13 protein-coding genes and 1 tRNA gene are annotated in these 17,183 nt (G+C 63.1%); 6 read left to right on the top strand and 8 right to left on the bottom strand.

Annotation, left to right across the window (positions count from 1 at the left end; translation table 11 throughout):
• Positions 1-30: 30 nt before the first annotated feature.
• From CHR90_RS03580 to CHR90_RS03570, 3 genes are read left to right on the top strand one after another with little or no spacing between them, the layout of a single operon-like run.
• Entirely contained in the window at positions 31-1,755 is a 1,725-nt protein-coding gene (locus CHR90_RS03580; protein ID WP_094407614.1) for a glycerol-3-phosphate dehydrogenase/oxidase, read from the top strand.
• On the top strand, positions 1,746-2,588 hold the full coding sequence (locus tag CHR90_RS03575) for a class I fructose-bisphosphate aldolase (RefSeq protein WP_094407613.1): 843 nt from the start codon (positions 1,746-1,748) through the stop codon (positions 2,586-2,588). Before CHR90_RS03580 ends, CHR90_RS03575 begins: the two co-directional genes overlap by 10 nt.
• A complete protein-coding gene (locus CHR90_RS03570) occupies positions 2,581-4,113 on the top strand; it encodes an FGGY-family carbohydrate kinase (RefSeq protein WP_094407612.1) in 1,533 nt (510 codons plus the stop codon). The genes CHR90_RS03575 and CHR90_RS03570 overlap by 8 nt, the downstream gene beginning before the upstream one ends.
• Here the strand turns inward: CHR90_RS03570 and CHR90_RS03565 are convergent.
• A complete protein-coding gene (locus tag CHR90_RS03565) occupies positions 4,077-4,523 on the bottom strand; it encodes a MerR family transcriptional regulator (protein ID WP_094407682.1) in 447 nt (148 codons plus the stop codon). The two genes, CHR90_RS03570 and CHR90_RS03565, sit on opposite strands and share 37 nt — an antisense overlap.
• A 140-nt stretch (positions 4,524-4,663) precedes the next feature.
• Between CHR90_RS03565 and CHR90_RS03560 the strand changes: the two genes are divergently transcribed.
• Complete coding sequence (locus CHR90_RS03560; RefSeq protein WP_094407611.1) at positions 4,664-6,928, top strand: heavy metal translocating P-type ATPase; 2,265 nt, start codon at positions 4,664-4,666, stop codon at positions 6,926-6,928.
• Here the strand turns inward: CHR90_RS03560 and CHR90_RS03555 are convergent.
• The 6 genes from CHR90_RS03555 to pdxR form a co-directional block, all read right to left on the bottom strand.
• Positions 6,925-8,532 (bottom strand): GMC family oxidoreductase, encoded by a 1,608-nt coding sequence (locus tag CHR90_RS03555; RefSeq protein WP_094407610.1) that lies wholly within the window; start codon positions 8,530-8,532, stop codon positions 6,925-6,927. The genes CHR90_RS03560 and CHR90_RS03555 overlap by 4 nt on opposite strands.
• A 21-nt stretch (positions 8,533-8,553) precedes the next feature.
• A complete protein-coding gene (locus tag CHR90_RS03550) occupies positions 8,554-9,417 on the bottom strand; it encodes an ABC transporter permease (RefSeq protein ID WP_094407609.1) in 864 nt (287 codons plus the stop codon).
• A gap of 2 nt (positions 9,418-9,419) precedes the next feature.
• Complete coding sequence (locus tag CHR90_RS03545) at positions 9,420-10,301, bottom strand: ABC transporter permease (RefSeq protein ID WP_094407608.1); 882 nt, start codon at positions 10,299-10,301, stop codon at positions 9,420-9,422.
• On the bottom strand, positions 10,298-11,398 hold the full coding sequence (locus tag CHR90_RS03540; protein ID WP_094407607.1) for an ABC transporter ATP-binding protein: 1,101 nt from the start codon (positions 11,396-11,398) through the stop codon (positions 10,298-10,300). Before CHR90_RS03540 ends, CHR90_RS03545 begins: the two co-directional genes overlap by 4 nt.
• A gap of 93 nt (positions 11,399-11,491) precedes the next feature.
• Complete coding sequence (locus tag CHR90_RS03535; protein ID WP_094407606.1) at positions 11,492-12,559, bottom strand: extracellular solute-binding protein; 1,068 nt, start codon at positions 12,557-12,559, stop codon at positions 11,492-11,494.
• A 166-nt stretch (positions 12,560-12,725) separates the two neighbouring features.
• Positions 12,726-14,210 (bottom strand): MocR-like pyridoxine biosynthesis transcription factor PdxR, encoded by a 1,485-nt coding sequence (gene pdxR / locus CHR90_RS03530; protein ID WP_094407605.1) that lies wholly within the window; start codon positions 14,208-14,210, stop codon positions 12,726-12,728.
• Between the two features lie 115 nt (positions 14,211-14,325).
• On the opposite strand from pdxR, the gene CHR90_RS03525 reads away from it, so the two are divergent.
• Both CHR90_RS03525 and CHR90_RS03520 read left to right on the top strand, forming a co-directional pair.
• Positions 14,326-15,432 carry a mandelate racemase/muconate lactonizing enzyme family protein gene (locus CHR90_RS03525; protein ID WP_094407604.1) on the top strand — a complete coding sequence of 369 codons (1,107 nt, stop codon included), beginning with the start codon at positions 14,326-14,328 and terminating at the stop codon, positions 15,430-15,432.
• Positions 15,429-16,916: an aldehyde dehydrogenase family protein gene (locus CHR90_RS03520; RefSeq protein ID WP_212668599.1), complete on the top strand. Its 1,488-nt coding sequence runs from the start codon at positions 15,429-15,431 to the stop codon at positions 16,914-16,916. The genes CHR90_RS03525 and CHR90_RS03520 overlap by 4 nt, the downstream gene beginning before the upstream one ends.
• A 134-nt stretch (positions 16,917-17,050) precedes the next feature.
• On the opposite strand, the gene CHR90_RS03515 is transcribed toward CHR90_RS03520, so the two are convergent.
• Positions 17,051-17,127: transfer RNA gene (locus tag CHR90_RS03515), tRNA-Met, on the bottom strand.
• Positions 17,128-17,183 lie beyond the last annotated feature (56 nt).

Below are 17,183 nucleotides of genomic sequence, written 5' to 3'. Positions count from 1 at the left end.
CGGTCCCCAAAACCGGCGCAGGGGGAAGTTATGTCCAATCGCCGCGCGACTCTCATCGATCGGATACGCCACGATGGCCGCTTCGACGCCGTTATTCTTGGCGGCGGTATCAATGGTATCGGCACGTTCCGGGAATTGGCGGTGCAAGGGCTGCGCGTTCTGCTGGTCGAGCGGGCGGATTTCAGTTCCGGGTGCAGCGCCGCCCCGTCGCGGATGATCCACGGCGGTTTGCGCTATCTAGAGAATGGCGAAATCGGACTGGTGCGCGAGTCGCTGCGCGAACGCGATGCGCTGCTGGCCAATGCCCCCCACCTCGTCCATCCGCTGCCGACGACGATTCCGATCACCTCGACCTTTTCCGGTCTGTTTAATGCCGCCGCCGGGCTTGTCGGCGTGACAGGAAAACCTGCCAGCCGGGGGGCACTGCCGATCAAGCTCGGCCTGTCGCTCTATGATTTCATCGTTCGGCGTAACCGCCGCCTGCCCAAGCATCAGTTCCGGTCGGCTAAGGCAACCCTGGCGCGCTGGCCGGAGTTGATGCCCGATTTGCGCTCTTCCGCCACCTATCACGATGCGTGGATTAGCCACCCCGAACGGCTGGCGCTCGAACTGCTGGCCGATTGCCGCCGCGATGCGCCGGATTGCATCGCCCTGAATTACGCGACCTTGGCCGAGCAGGACGGCGGCTACCGCCTATCCGGCCTGGGGATCGACGCCCCGCTGACGATCACCCCCCGCGCCATCGTCAATGCAACCGGCGCCTGGCTGGACGAAACCTTAAACAGCCTAGATCGCGCGACCGAGGCCCCCTTGGTCGCGGGTACCAAAGGCTCGCACCTCATCCTCGATAATCCCCGGCTGAAAGCGGCTTTGGGCGGCCATATGGTGTTTTTCGAGAATGATGATGGGCGGGTTTGCATCCTTTTCCCCTATCTCGGGAAAGTGTTGGCCGGATCGACGGATATTCGCGTGGACCGGCCTGGGCGCGTGCGCTGCACGCCGGAGGAACGGGACTATATCTTAGGCGCCGTGCAGCGCATTTTCCCGCGCATTCCGCTGGACGAAAGCCAGATTATCTTCAGCTACAGCGGTATCCGCCCGCTGCCGAAAAGCGATCACGCCTTTACGGGGCGCATTTCGCGCGGCCATTTTATCCATCGGATCGACGGCAACATCCCGCTGTTCTGCATGGTCGGCGGTAAATGGACGACCTTTCGCGCCTTCGCCGAACAGACCGCCGATGCGGTGTTGGCCAGCTTGAACCATCCACGGCGAACGGATACGCGCCCCCTGCCCATTGGCGGCGGGCTTAATTTTCCCGCCGATCCGGCGGATTTGGCCGCCGATCTCTGCCGCCGCTTTGGGATCAGCCCCGCCCGCGCCGACCATCTAACCGGCACCTATGGCACGATGAGCTATGCGCTACTGGAGTTCTGCCGTACCCGGGCCGATGATACCCCGCTTATCGAGGGTCTGCCGTGGACCGAGGCAGAAATCACCTGGCTGATCGCGACCGAGGACGTCCAGCATCTGGCCGATCTGGTGCTGCGGCGCACCACGCTCGCCATCACCGGCGCGCTCGATCCCCGGAGCCTTGACCGGCTTACCGCGATTGCGGCGCGAGACTTGGGTTGGTCCGCCCCCCAAGCTGCGGACGAAAAAGCCGCTCTCATCGCCGAGCTGACCGAATTTCACGATCTTCCCGCCGCCCGCTGGGCGGCCCCTTCCGCTGAAAGGAAAAACGCATGCGTGTAAGCGCAAAAGCCCGGATGAACCGGCTGTTCAACAAGGGCGGCTGCCTTGATGTCGCCCTCGACCACGGCGTCTGTAACGAGCCGAGCTTTCTGGTTGGGCTTGAGGATATGGGCGCCGTCGTCGATAGGCTGATCGCAGCCCGGCCTGATGCCATCCAGATGGCCTATGGTCAAGCCGACCTCTTACAGGCCCGGCCCGAGCGCGATAAGCCCGCGCTGGTCATGCGTATCGATATGGGCAATCCCTATAACGCCCAGCGCCACCGGGTCATGTGGTCGCAACTCCAGAATTATCACGACCCGCTCCTGGGCGCGCTGGAGATGGACGCCGCCTGCGTTGTGGTTAATCTTTTCATGCTGCCCGACGAGCCGGAGTTATTCCGCCAATGTGTCGAGAATATCAGCCGCGTTCGCGCCGATTGCAGCCGCTACGGCATGCCGCTGATGATCGAACCCCTGGTGATGCTGCCGAACGACGTGCGCGGCGGGTATCAGGTCGATGGCGATGCCGACAAGATCGTGCCGCTAGTCCGCTTGGCCTCGGAAATGGGGGCGGACATTATCAAGGCCGATCCGACCGATGATCCCGAAGACTTCCACCGCGTTATCGAAGCTGCCCGCTGCCCGGTGCTGGTCCGCGGCGGCGGTAAGGAGGATTTGAAGACCGTTCTCTCTAAATCGGCGGCCCTATTGGCGCAGGGGGCGCAAGGGCTGGTCTATGGCCGCAATATCTATCAGCATGCCAATCCGCAAGCGGTGGTGCGCGCTTTGATGGCGTTGATTCACGACCGGGTTAGCGGCGATGCGGCATGGGATATTTACTGCAATGGCTGATACCCCGCAATTTTTGCTCGGCCTCGACGTCGGCAATACCGTCATCAAAGCCGTTCTTTTTGATCTCGCCGGTCGCCAGATCGCCGCCGATGCGATTGACGGCCACGCCCTAAAGCCGCAGCCGGGGCATGTGGAGCGCGACCTTGCGGAACTTTGGGCCAATGGCCGGTCCGTCATCCGCAACGTCCTGACCGCCGCCGGTATCGCCCCGTCCGCCATCGCGGCCATCGGCTGCGCGGGGCATGGCAATGGGCTTTACCTGCTCGACCGTGACCGGCAGCCGTTGCTCGGCATTCAATCCCTCGACGGGCGTGGGGCGGCACTGGCAGCGGAGTTAGAGGCTGCCGTTGGAGACGCGCTGTTCCCCCGCTGCTTGCAACGGCCCTGGCCTGCGCAAACCCCCGTGCTGCTAGCGTGGGTCAAGCGCCACGCACCCGATGTTTATGCCCGGGCGGGCACCCTGCTGTTCTGCAAGGATTACCTCAATTTCAAGCTGACGGGGCGACTGGCGAACGAGATATCCGACGCTAGTGGCGCCGGTCTGCTGGATATGACCGACCTTTGTTACTCCGCCGACCTGCTGGCGCTCTATGGCCTGAGCGATGCCGGGCGCTTGCTGCCGCCCTTGATCAGCCCGGCGGATATTGTGGGAACGGTCACGGCGGACGCCGCCGCCGAAACCGGCCTTGCGGTCGGTACTCCGGTCATTGGCGGCTATTTCGACGTTATCGCCAGTGCGATGGGGTCCGGCGTCGTCCGGCCCGGCGAAGCCTCCATCATCACCGGTAGCTGGAGCATCAATCAGGTCTTTAGCGACCGGCTAACCGTCGATCCGAAAATCTTTATGGTTTCCGCCTTCGCCCGCGACCGGTTTGTGACCATCGAATCGAGCGCGACCTCTGCCGCTAATTTGGAATGGTACGTGCGGGAGTTTGTGGAGCGCGGCGATCATAGCCTTCCCGCCTTCGACCATTGCAACCGGCTGGTCGGGGACATTGTTCCGGCGGCGGATGATCCCTATTTCCATCCCTTCCTCTATGGCTCCCGGCAAGGGGCCACGTTCCGCGCGGGCTTCTATGGGATTGCCGGATGGCATCGCGAAGGGCATCTGATCCGCGCCATGTTCGAAGGCATCGTTTTTGAGCATCGGCGGCACCTCGGCGTCTTGCAGTCGGCGGGGCTTGGGATTGGCTCTGCGGTTATGTCGGGCGGCGGATCGCGCAGCCCCCATTGGCCGCAGATCATGGCCGACGCTTTAAACATACCTATTACGGTAGCCGCCTGCCGGGAGACCGGCGCCTTGGGGGCGGCCATTGGTGCCGCAGTCGGCACGGGGCTGTTTTCGAGCTACGAGGCGGCCGTCACGGCGATGACCCAGCCCATCCAGCACTATCACCCCACCCCCGCCCTACGCCCCCATTACGACCGCCGCTATCAGCAGTATTTGGCGCTGACAGAAGCGCTGCGACCGTTTTGGGCGGCGGAGGCTCAGGCCGCCCCCTCCCACGTCTCGCCCCCAGTGTGATCCGGGTGGGAACACAGTGCATGGTTGCTCAGCACCTCAATCACCCGACACTCGGCCACCGTGCCGTGGGCGCATTGGGCAACCATTCGTTCAAGCTCTGCTTCCAGCGCCTGTAAGCGGGCAAGGCGGGCGCGGACGGCGATCAACTGCTCTTTCGCAATCGCATCCGCCGCCGCACAGGATTGCTCGGGCTGATCGGATAGGCTGAGGATGTCGCGGATCGCCTCCAGCGGAAAGCCTAAGTCGCGGGCATGGCGGATGAAGCGCAGCCGGTCCAGGGTTGCTTTGCCATATAGCCGCTGATTGCCCGTGCTGCGCTCGGCGGGCGGTAATAGGCCGACCTGTTCGTAATAGCGGATCGTTGGCACTTTCACGCCCGCCGCCTCGCCCAATTTCCCGATTGTCAGCATCGCGCCCTCCATAGCTCTAGAAGCTATAGGAATAGCCGCCGCGCGGTTCAAGCATTCCCAACCGAAATTTCGGCCTTGCAGCTCTAGCGACTAGAGGTCCGACAAGAGGGGATCGGCCTGATGGCAATAGCGAGACTGCAATGGAACGGAACGAAACGCCGGGCGCCACCCAGCCCCTGGAATGGACGGTGACCGGCATGGATTGCGCCGCCTGTGCAACGAAGATTCGCGGCGCGTTGGAACGGCTTCCCGGGGTTGACGGTGTTTCCGTCGCCGTTATGGCCGAACGACTGAAGCTGACCTTGGATGAAAATCAGACCGGGCGTGACACCGTCGAAGCGGCGGTTCGGACGCTCGGGTACGGCATCGTGCCGCGCGCCCTTGGAACACAAACCGCCGATGCGCATGACCATGATCATGCGACCTGCTCCGGTCATCACCACGATCACGACCATGATCATGCCCACCCGCCCGCCGGTTCGGATACGGGGGCGCACCAGCACGTCCACGACGATCCGGCGGACCGGGGCAAGGCATGGTATCAGACGGGCAAGGGCCAATTGGTGGTGCTAACCGGCGCCCTCCTTGGCCTGGCTTGGCTGGCAGAAGCCCTGACCTCGGCGGGGCTCGGTCGTTGGGCCTTCACCGCCGCCTGCCTGATCGGGCTTGCCCCGGTCGCCCGCCGCGCCTTTGCCGCGCTGCGCCTAAGCCAACCCTTCACCATCGAGGCCCTGATGACCGTCGCCGCCCTCGGGGCGCTCGTCATCAATGCGGCGGAGGAAGCGGCCCTGGTCGTCTTCCTATTTGCCGTGGGGGAAATGCTGGAAGGGGTGGCCGCCAGCAAAGCCCGCGACGGCATTCGCGCGCTTGCCGCCCTGGTGCCAAAAACCGCCTTCCTAGAAACCGGCGACGGTCCCCAGGAAGTCCCGGCCGATAGCCTAACCCCCGGCCAAATCATCCTGATCCGTCCCGGCGACCGCATTCCGGCGGATGGCGATATTCTGACCGGTACCTCGGGCATCGACGAAAGCCCCGTCACCGGCGAAAGCCTGCCGAAAACCCGCGGGCCGGGTGATGCCGTCTTCGCTGGGTCGATCAATACCGACGCCGTGTTGCGCGTGACGGTCACGAAAGCCGCTGCCGATAATACCATCGCCCGCATCATTCGGCTGGTTGAAGAGGCGGAGGAGGCGCGCGCCCCGACCGAACGCTTCATCGACCGCTTCAGCCGCTGGTATATGCCCGCGATTGGGTCGATTGCCCTGCTGGTCATCCTGGTGCCGCCGCTGGCCTTCGGGCAGGCGTGGGATATCTGGATCTATCGCGGCCTCGCTTTGCTGCTGATCGGCTGCCCGTGCGCGCTGGTGATTTCCGTCCCCGCCGCCATTGCCGCGGCCCTCTCGGCGGGCGCCCGGCGCGGGGTGCTAATGAAGGGCGGCGCCGTAATCGAGGCAACGGCGCGGATCACGCAGGTCGCCTTCGACAAGACCGGCACCCTGACGCACGGACGGCCTGTCGTCACCGACATTGTGCCGCTCAACGGCACTCCGGAGGCGGAGATTTTGGCGATTGCCGCCGCCGTCGAAGCCGGATCGAGCCATCCGCTCGCCCGCGCCATTCTGGCCCAGGCCACCGCCGCCGGGATCGCCCCGCTGCCGTCGCAGGACGCCCGCACCATGCCCGGTAAAGGCGCCTCTGCCCACGTCGGCGAGGGCGTCGCTTGGGTTGCCTCCCCGCGCCATGCGGCGGCAGAGGGTGCCCTGGATGCCGATGGGCTGGCTGAAGCCGCCCGGCTGGAGGCGCAGGGCAAAACCGCCGTCGCCCTTTTCCGCCCAGGCCGCGCGCTCGGACTGATAGCCTTGCGCGACGAGCCGCGCGCCGATGCGGCGGAGGCGATTCGCCAATTGAAACGCCTGGGGATCGGCACCACCATCCTGACCGGCGATAATCCACGCACCGCCGCCGCCATCGCCGGGCACCTCGGCATGGATTATCGCGCGGAAATGCTACCGGAAGATAAGCTCGCCGCAATCCGCCGCCTCAGTGAAACCGGCGGCGTGATGATGATCGGCGACGGGATCAACGATGCCCCCGCCTTAAAGCAAGCCGATGTGGGCGTTGCGATGGGATCGGGGACCGATGTGGCGCTGGAAGTGGCCGATGCCGCTATTCTGCGCGACCGGGTAACGGATGTCCCCGCGCAAATCCGCCTCGCCCGCGCTGCCATGACGAATATTCACCAGAATATTGCCTTAGCGCTGGGGCTAAAGGCGGTTTTCCTCGTGACCTCGGTGCTGGGGATTACCGGTCTCTGGATCGCAATCCTAGCCGATACTGGCGCAACGGTGCTGGTAACGCTGAATGCGCTGCGCCTTCTGGGGTTTCAGCCGGAGGAGAGGGGTTAACCGAGGATTAGGTCCGCCGCCTTTTCCCCCACCAGCATCGAGGGGGCATTGATATTGCCGGACGGGATGCTGGGGAAGATCGAGGCATCGACGACGCGCAACCCCGCCACCCCATGCACGCGCAAGGCCGGATCGACCGCGCCGGTCACGGGGTCTCGTCCCATGCGCACCGATCCACAGGGGTGGAACACCGAATAGGCGCGGGCACGAATATCCGCCAGAAGCTCCGCATCGCTGGCGGTCGTGGTGCCAGGGTGGATTTCGGCGTCGATCAAGGCTTTAAACGTCGGCGTCGCGGCAATCTCGCGCAGGAATTTGGCCCCGGCCAGCAGGGCGGCCTGATCCTCCGGCGTCGCCAGATAATTCGGGCGGATGGCGGGCGCCTCCTCCGGCTTGGGCGACTTCAAGCGAATCTCCCCCCGGCTGGTCGGACGGCACGGCGAGACGCTGGTGGAAAAGCCGGAGAAATCATCGGGCTTCATCAGCGCCCGCACCCCCGGCACGGCTTTTTCATAGGATAGCGGCGAGAAATAAAGCTGCATATCGGGCTGCGGCACATCGGGCCGCGTGCAGTAAAAGCCACCGCCTTGATTGACGCTGAGCGCCAACGGCCCGCGCCGGGTCAGAAGATACTGCAAGCCGACGCGGATTTTCCCCCACAGCGGCAGAAGGAGATCGTTTAGGCTCGGTTCCCGCGACCGGTAGACGTGATCATAACAAAGATGGTCCTGAAGATGGGCACCGACGGCGGGCAGATCGGCCACGATGGGAATCCCCATATCACGCAGATGCGCCGCCGGACCGACGCCCGAAAGCTGCAAGAGGTGCGGCGAGTTGATCGCCCCGCCTGAGAGGATGACCTCAAGGGACGCACGCGCGGTATGCGTCTGGCCGTTCTGCCGATATTCCACCCCCACAGCGCGGCGCCCGTCGAACAGGATGCGCGTCACCAGCGCCCCGGTTTCGAGCCGCACCCGCCCCGTTTTTAGGGCGGGGCGCAAATAGGCGCGCGCCGCCGAATCCCGAAAGCCGCCGCGCGTATTGATCTGGTAATAGCCCACCCCTTCGGCACTAGCACCATTCAGGTCTGAGTTGAACGGCAACCCGGCTTCCTGCACCGCCTGCACGAAACGATGAGTCAGCGGGTGAACGTCGCGGCTGATATCGGTCACATGCACCGGCCCGCCCGTGCCGTGGCTGGCGCTGGCCCCCAGGTCGTGATCTTCCATGCGGCGATAGAGCGGCAGCAGGTCTTTCCACGCCCAACCGGGGTTACCTTCGGCGGCCCAAGCATCGAAATCCCCCGCCTGGCCACGCACAAAGACCATCGCATTGATCGAACTTGACCCGCCGACCACTTTGCCGCGCGGCTGATAGATCACACGGTTATCAAGACCGGGTACCGGCTCGGTCCTGTACATCCAGTTGACGGATGGGGCATAGAAGGATTTGCCGTAGCCGATGGGCAGGTGAATCCAGGGGCTGCGGTCCTGCGGTCCGGCTTCCAGCACCAGAATGCGGTGCTTGCCTGCGGACGCAAGCCGCCCCACGAGGGCGCAGCCTGCCGACCCGGCGCCCACCACAATCATATCGTAAGAGGACATGGAAAGACCCTTGTTAGGGGTTCAGCGCGCCCCGCTGCGGTCGCGCTGAACCAGAACGCTAATCACCCCAAGCAGGCCCGACCCGAGCATGAGGAACAGCGAGACGGCGTTCAGTACCGGCGTCGCCCCCTGCTTCATGCGGTCGAACATGGCAATCGTTAGCGGCGCGTCGGAGCCGACGAGCATCAGGGTGGTGTTGAAGTTTTCGAACGACATCAGGAAGGTCACGATCCCCGCGCCGATCATCGCCGGGCGCAGATAGGGCAGCGTGATCGTCCACAGCACCCGCGTCGGCGTGGCGCCGAGGTTAAGGGCCGCTTCTTCCAAGCTGCGGTCGAACTTGCGCAGGCGGGCGGAAATTACCAGCGTCGCCACCGTGGCGAGGAAAGAGAATTGCCCCAGCACGATCAGGAAACGCCCCGGCCGCAGGAAATCAATCTCGTAATTCAGCACGTCATTGACGCCATTGGCGAGACGGCTGGAGGCGGCGAGGATCGAAATCCCCAGGATCACACCCGGAATGACCAAGGGAGAGAGCATCAGCATGTAACAGAGGCTTTTACCCGGAAACTCATGCCGTTCGAACATGAAGGCCGTGGTCGTGCCGACCGTAATCGACAGAACCGTTGCCGCCAAAGCGACGATCAGCGACTGAAGAATACCGTTCATCAAAGATCGGTCAAAGAACAGGCCGATTTGCGGGTCTTTCGATCCGAAAAACCACCCAAGCGTCCCGCCCTTCCACGGCATGGCCGGGAACTGCGAATCGTTGAAGGCAAAGACCGCCACCACCGTGAGCGGCAGAATGAGGAAGATTAGGAACAGCCCCACATAGGCGGCATAAAGAAAGCGCGACCCGTTGGACCGTGGCAGCGTGCGCAGCATGTCTAGCCCCTCCCCAAGGTCGATGACAGGGTTTGTCCGGTCAGCCGCAGCCCCAGCCAGACGACGAGGCTGGAGGTGAGCAGCAGTACAAAGCCGAAGGCCGACCCGACTTCCCAGTTAAAGCGGGTGATGAACTGCGTATAGATCTGCGAGGTGAACCATTGCCCGGATTTGCCGCCCAGCAGCGCCGGAGTGAGGTAATTCCCAAGACTGAGCATAAAAACGACGATGCAGCCCGCCACAATGCCCGGCATGGCGTGCGGCACGACGATTTCGCGCAGGATGGTTAGGCTATTGCCGCCCAAATCATAGCCCGCCTCGATCATACTATCGTCGAGACTATCGAGGGAGGAAATCAGCGGTACGACCATGAAGAGGATAGAGGTATACACCAGCCCCACCATCACGATCACATCGTTATAGAGAAACTCGACCGGCTGGGTCAGCACGCCCATCGACACGAGAAGACTGGACAGCACCCCGGTTTCGCGCAGCAAAATCATCCAGCCGAATACACGCACCAGCTCCGACACCCAAAAGGGCAGCAGGCAGGCGAGGAAGAGGATATTGCGGGTTTTGCCGCGCGCGATCTTGGCGATGTAATAGGCGATGGGAAAGGCCACCGCCAAGGTAATCGCCGTCGCCGTCACCGACATCAGGAAGGTGCGCAGCAGCGCCATCACATACACGCGCTCGCCAAAGAACTGCATGTAATTTCCGAACCCGGCTTGATAGACGCGCGGCGCCACTTTTTCCCGCAGCGACAGAATGAGAAGATCGATATGCGGGATAATCACCAGCAGCGCGATCCACAAAAAGAAAGGCGCGAAGACCAGCAGCAGCCCTAGGCGGGCGGTGCTGCCCCCAACGGATGCGGCTTTCATGCGGCCCCCTGGGCTGGGAAGACCAGCAAATGCTCGGCCCCAAAAGCCAGGGTGACCGGTAGGCCAACCGTTAGATCGCCAAACCCCGCCGTCGCCGATAGGGCCACGGCGATCAGATCGCCCCCCGCCAGCTTCACCATCGCGCGGCTATTGGCACCGTTGAAGAACAGCGTTTCGATCGTCCCGCTTAGCCGGTTCGCCGCGCTCGATGCCGCCTCGCCCCGCATCAGATCGATGGATTCGGGCCGGACGAAGATATCGACGCTGGCGCCGTTCGTGACCTCGGATATCCCGGCGGCAACGCCGGTCAGCGTCAAACCGCCCTCGGTGCGCACGGTTACGCTGTCCGCCACCCGCGCCGTCACTGTGCCGCGCCAGCGCTGGCTATCGCCGACGAACCCGGCAACAAAAGCGGTTTGCGGCTTAAAATATAGCTCCTGCGGGGTGCCGACCTGTTCGAAGCGCCCGGCGTTCATCACCGCCATGCGGTCGGACATGACCAAGGCTTCCGACTGATCGTGGGTGATATAAACGAAGGTGGTGCCGAACTGATGCTGTAACTGCTTGAGTTCGATCTTCATATGCTCGCGCAGTTTCAAATCAAGCGCGCCCAACGGCTCGTCGAGCAGCAGCACCGCCGGGTCGAGCACCATGCAGCGGGCAATCGCCACGCGCTGCTTCTGCCCGCCCGAAAGCTGGCTGATCCGCTTCGGCCCAGCATTGGGCAGGCCGATGCGCGTTAAAACCTCGTCCACCCGCTTGGCGATATCTTCGCGTGCCACACCCCGGCAGCGCAGACCGTAGCCGATATTTTCGGCAACGCTCATCATCGGGAACAGCGCCAAATGCTGGAAGACCATATTGACGGGCCGCATGTTCGGCGGCGTCGCCAAAATCGACGCGCCATTGATGCGAATATCGCCCGAGGTTGGCGGCTCGAACCCTGCGATCATGCGCATCAGCGTGGTCTTGCCGCAGCCCGACGGGCCGAGGATCGAGAAAAACGTGCCCTGGGGCACTTCCAAAGAAATGCGATCAACCGCCGTGAAACCCGCAAAGGATTTCGCGAGCGCGACGCACTCGAGATCATAGGCCATCAGACTATCCTGAAACAGCGGCCCGTTGGGCCTATCTCCTCGCCAGCAACCGCCGGACCGGGGCAACCGATCCGGCGGGGCCGTTATCGGGGCTTACTGCGCCGCGATCTTATCGAGGATCTTGCCTTCCATTTCTTCAAGACCAGCCGGGATCGCCGGGAACCATTTGATATTGGCGATAACGGCGGGCGGGAAGAAGGCTTGGAACGGCTTCTTCATTTTTTCCGACACTTTTTCGTCCGACCCTTTCGAGGCAGAGAAGCTACCGGATGCATCGACGATGGCCGCCGCATTATCCGGGCGCATGACGAAGTTGATCCACTTATAGGCGGCATCGTCGGCCTGGCCCTTGGCGGGCAGCGCAAAAGTATCGATCCAGCCCAGGGCGCCGGTCGTCGGGGCGACGAAGACGATATCCGGGTTTTCGCCATTGAGCTTGAAGGCCGAGGAATCCCAACCTTCCGCCGCCACCACTTCGCCGGAGCGCAGCATATTGTTCAGCGCGTCTGAACCGGTCCAATAGGCCTTCACATTCGGCTTACAGGCGGCCAGCTTGGCCCCAGCCTTTTCAATAATCGCGCCGTATTTGGCCTTATCCGAATAGGCCGCAAAGGGATCGTCGCCATTCGCATAAGCCATGCCAAGCAGAGCGATCCGCTTCAGGCGCATCGAAACGCGGCCCTTATAGGCATCGGTACACAGATCGCCCCAGCCCTTCACGTCCGGCGCTTTGGCCTTGTTCACCACGAGACCGGCGGTACCCCACAGGTGGGCGACGCCATAGACCTTGCCGTCCAGCGTCGTATTCTTCTTCGAGGCTTCGAGCAGATCGGGGATGAACTGGCTGGTATCAATCTTCGTGAGGTCGAGCGGCTTATAGAAACCAAACTCGGTCTGCGGGCCGGTGATGCGGTCCTGGCTGGGCTGGGCAAGATCAAAGCCCGCGCCGCCGGTGGCCCGCAGTTTCGAGATCATGTCTTCATTGTTGGAGAGCGTCACCTGCACGGTGATGCCGGTTTCGTCCTTGAACTTCTTGATCAGCGCTTCCGGCGCATAATCGCCCCAGGTCAGCAGGCGCAGGGTCTGCGCTTCGGCCGGAATGGCCACGAAGGCGAGCGCCGAGGCGGCGAAAACGCTGGACAGCAAACGGCGTAACGTCATTTTTCCCTCTCCCGGAAAAGTCGTGTGAAGAAACCCTAACCCTATTCTTATTTTTAAAAACGCTACGGGGCGATTGGTCTGGAAGATAGGGCCATTCTGGCAAAAGTGGCAGACCAATTTTCGCTTTAAGTAAGGTAGCACGAAAACCGCAAAATCCGAATGATCCCTATAGCGTGTGCGCAAGCGTATCGAACACACATCGCAAGGCCTGCACCCCGGTGAGCAATTGGCTCTCGCTAAAGCCGCTGAAGCCCAGCACCACACCCTGCTTGGGATAGGGCCGCAGGGCAAAGCGCGCCACGGGCGTCAAGGTTACGCCTTGGTCGGCGGCAGCGCGGGCCAAACGGTCGGCATTCAGCGGCGGCTTCACCCAACCGACCGTATGCATGCCGATATCGGTCGGCACAACGTCCAGCCAGTCGGCTAAATGCTCGGCGGCTGCCGCCTGCAACACCTGATGCCGGTCGGCGTAGAGCTTGCGCATTCGGCGGACGTGGGTGGTGAAATGCCCTTCGTCGAGAAAATCGGCCAAGATCGCCTGTAATGCCGTCGGCACCCCGGGCGCCGCCGCATCGAGACTGAGGCGGAAATGATCGGCCAGCCCGTCGGGCGCCAGCAGAAAGCCGATGCGCAGGGCCGGAAACAGCGATTTGGAGAACGAGCCGACATAGACCACCCGCCCGCCGGTATCGAGACTGCGCAGCGGCGGCACCGGACGACCGGAGAACGCGAACTCGCTGTCCCAATCATCCTCGATGACAAAGGCCCCCGCCGCCCCCGCCGCGCGCAGCAGGGCAAGGCGGCGCTCCAGGCTCATCTTCATCCCCAAGGGCTGCTGATGGGCAGGCGTCACGAAGGCGAGGCGGAATTCCGGCGCCAGCGCGACCCCGGCCTCCACATCAAGGCCGCTGGCATCCACCGGCACCGGCACGGGGTCTAGCCCGGCGAGGATCAGCGAATTGCGCGCGCCAATCGCCCCCGGCTCTTCGAACCACACCCGATCCCCCGGCGCGGCCAGGGTCGTGCCGATCAGATGAAACGCCTGTTGCGCCCCCGCCGTGATGATCACTTCCTGCCAATCGCAGACGATGCCGCGATTGATGCGCAGATGTGCCGCCACGGCCTGCCGCAGCGGGCGATAGCCGAGGGCTTCGGGATAGCCCAGAATATCGTTCCGCCGCCCGCGCCAATGTTTCGCCGACAGCCGCGCCCATTGCGCCATCGGAAACGCATCGAGCGCGGGCATCGCCGTCGTGAAGGGGCGCGGCGCATGCACCAGCCGTTCACCGAAGCGGTTGGCGGCGCCGTCCATCTCCTTTGGGCGAATGTGGGCGGGGGGCGGGTCGAGCGTCGGCGCGGTCTTCGGCAGCGGATCGGCGGGCAGGCTTTGGGCGACATAGGTACCCGCCCCGACCCGCGTTTCCAAAATGCCTTCGGAAATCAACCGGTCGAAACTTTCGACAATGGTCGCGCGGGAAACGCCGAATTCCTTGGCCAAGGTCCGCGTCGCCGGCAAACGGTCGCCCGGTTTAAGGGAGCCTGCGACGATCAGATCGCGCAGACCATTGCTGATTTGCAGCCCCAGACGGCGCGGCACCGACCGGTCGATCGTTAGCGATTCGAGTAAAGCCCCGCGTGCCCAACGGACCATTGGTCCCCTCGCAAATTGGTCTGGTTATTTTCGGCAGAATGGCCCTTAGAAACAGACCATTCCACTTTAAATTCGATGCCATACGGATTTCCGAGACAGGGTGGCCAGCGGCATCATGAAAATCAAACGGCTCGAAACCTTCGCCAATCAAGCCTGCGGCTTCGTCCGCGTCACCACCGAGGATGGGCGCCAGGGCTGGGGGCAATTGTCCAATTACAATTCCGACATTACCGCCCAAGTCTTTCACCGTCAGGTCGCCCGCTGGGCCTTGGGGCAAGACGCGCTCGATATCGACGCGCTGGTAACGCTGATCCCGGAACGGGAACATAAATTCCCCTGCTCCTATCTTTTCCGCGCCTTGACCGGCCTTGATACCGCCCTGTGGGACCTCCGCGGCAAGATCGAAGGCAAAAGTGTCTGCGAGCTGTTGGGCGGCACCCCCCGGCCCTTCCCGGTCTATGCCTCCTCGATGAAGCGCGGCGAGATCACCCCGGAGGCCGAGGCCGACCGGATGAAGCGCTTGCAGCAGGAGTTCGGCTATACCGCCTTCAAATTCCGCGTCGGCAAGGAATGCGGCCATGACGAAGATGAATGGCCGGGCCGTACCGATGCCATCGTCCCGATGGTCCGCAAGGCCTTGGGCGATCACGCCACGCTGCTGGTGGACGGCAATTCCGCCTATTCGCCGAAAAAAGCCATCGACGTCGGCCATTTCCTGCAAGATCACGGCATTGTCCATTTCGAAGAACCGTGCCCCTATTGGGAACATCATTGGACCCGCGAGGTGCGCGAAGCGCTCGATCTCGACGTGACCGGCGGCGAGCAGGACTGCGACCTGACCCTGTGGCGTTACATGATCGAAACCCGCGTCGTCGATGTGGTGCAGCCGGACGTCTGCTATATCGGCGGCGTCAACCGCTTCCTGAAAGTGGTCGACATGGCGGCGAAGGCGGGCATTCCCGTCACCCCCCATTCCGCCAATCAATCGCTGGTCACCGCCTTCACCCTGCACATTATGGGCGCCATTCAGAATGCCGGGCCCTATGTGGAGTTCTCCATCGAAGGGCCGGATTACTATCCTTGGGAAACCGGGCTGCTGCGCAATCCGCTGGTCGCCAAGGACGGCAGGGTGCAAATCCCAGAAGGCCCGGGCTGGGGTATCGAGATCAACCCGGCGTGGCTTGACGCCGCGACCTATCAGGTAAGCGAGGTGGAAGCGTGATCATTGACCGGAATAAACTGATCGCCGAAGCGGTCGCTACCGGCACGCTCAGCGGCCTACCGACCCAGCATTTTATTGATGGGGCCTTCGTTCCCGGCGCCAGCGGCGAGAGTTTTGCGAGCTTCGATCCGGGCCGCGCGGTCGCCTTCGCGCGGTTTGCGGCGGGCACTGCCGAGGATATCGACCGCGCGGTAATTGCCGCGCGCAAGGCGCTGAAAGGCCCCTGGGGGAGTGCTAGCCCGGCAGAACGCGGCCGCATCCTCGCCCGCGCCGCGGCCTTGGTGCGGGAAGAAGCGCCGCGCCTCGCCGTGGCCGAAACGCTCGATAGCGGCAAGCGGCTTGCGGAGGCCGAGGGCGATGTGCGCGGCGTTGCCCGGGCGTTCGAATATTACGCCGGGGCCGCCGATAAGCTGCATGGCGACCGCTTCCCGCTCGACCGCAATTATATCGGCTTCTCGCTGGAAGAACCGATTGGCGTCGCGGCCCAAATCATCCCCTGGAATTACCCGATCTCGACCGCAGCGCGCGGCATCGCCCCGGCCCTGGCGGCAGGCTGCAGCGTGGTCGCGAAACCGGCGGAGCAGACGCCCCTGACCGCCCTGCTGCTCGCCGACCTTCTCCACCGCGCCGGGCTGCCGGCGGGCGTGCTGAACGTCGTTACCGGCACCGGGGCGGACGCGGGCGCACCGCTGGTCGCCCATCCCGGCGTCGATCACATCACCTTCACCGGCTCGGTCGTCACGGGGCAGTGGGTGATGCGCAGCGCCGCCGATCATGTGACGCGCCTACTGCTCGAACTCGGCGGTAAATCGCCCTTCACCGTGCTGGCCGACGCCGACCAGGACGCTGCCCTCAACGGGCTGATGGAAGCGATTTTCGAGAATGCCGGGCAGATTTGCTCCTCCGGTTCCCGCCTGATCCTGGATCGCAGCATTGCCGATGATTTCCTCGATGCCCTGCGCACCCGCGTGCGGGGCATCCGCCTCGGTCACGGTCTGTCGGATTGCGACATGGGGCCGGTGAATTCCGCCGAACATCTCGCCCGCATCAATGCCCATGTGGCCGCCGCCAAAGCGGCAGGCAATCACTTCCTGACCGGCGGTGCCATTGCCCAATGCGATAGCGGCGGTTGGTTCTTCGAGCCGACCGTGGTGATGGCGCGCGATAGCCATGATCCGCTGGTGCAGGAAGAAATCTTCGGCCCCGTCCTAACCGTGCAGATCGTGTCAGACTTCGACGAAGCCATCGCCGCCGCCAATGCCACCCGCTATGCGCTGGTCGGGGGGATCTATACCCGCGACCTCAGCAAAGCCTATCGCTACGCACGGGAGGTTGATGCTGGACAAATCTATATCAACGAATATTTCGCGGGCGGGATCGAGGTTCCCTTCGGCGGCAACCGCCAATCGGGCTTCGGGCGCGAAAAGGGCATGGAAGGCTTGCGCAGCTACTGCAAACTGAAAAGCGTGGTGGCGCGGATTTAATCCTGCGATATCTGCTGCCCCCGCCCCCAAATAGAGCGGTCGGCAGCAGCCTCTACCCGCAGTTCCACCGATCCCAGAATAAAGAGATAACAATCCCCGCAGATCGTTTGATTTGCGGGGATTTTGGTCTTTTTTGGTTGCGGGGGCAGGATTTGAACCTGCGGCCTTCAGGTTATGAGCCTGACGAGCTACCGGGCTGCTCCACCCCGCGTTATTTTTTTGCGCTATCGGCTTACGCCTACTTGAGCGCGCTTGTTTGTCCTACCG

The sequence above is a fragment of the Elstera cyanobacteriorum genome (assembly GCF_002251735.1).
GTDB classification, from domain to species: domain Bacteria; phylum Pseudomonadota; class Alphaproteobacteria; order Elsterales; family Elsteraceae; genus Elstera; species Elstera cyanobacteriorum.
This window is presented reverse-complemented; position numbering and strand designations above follow the sequence as displayed.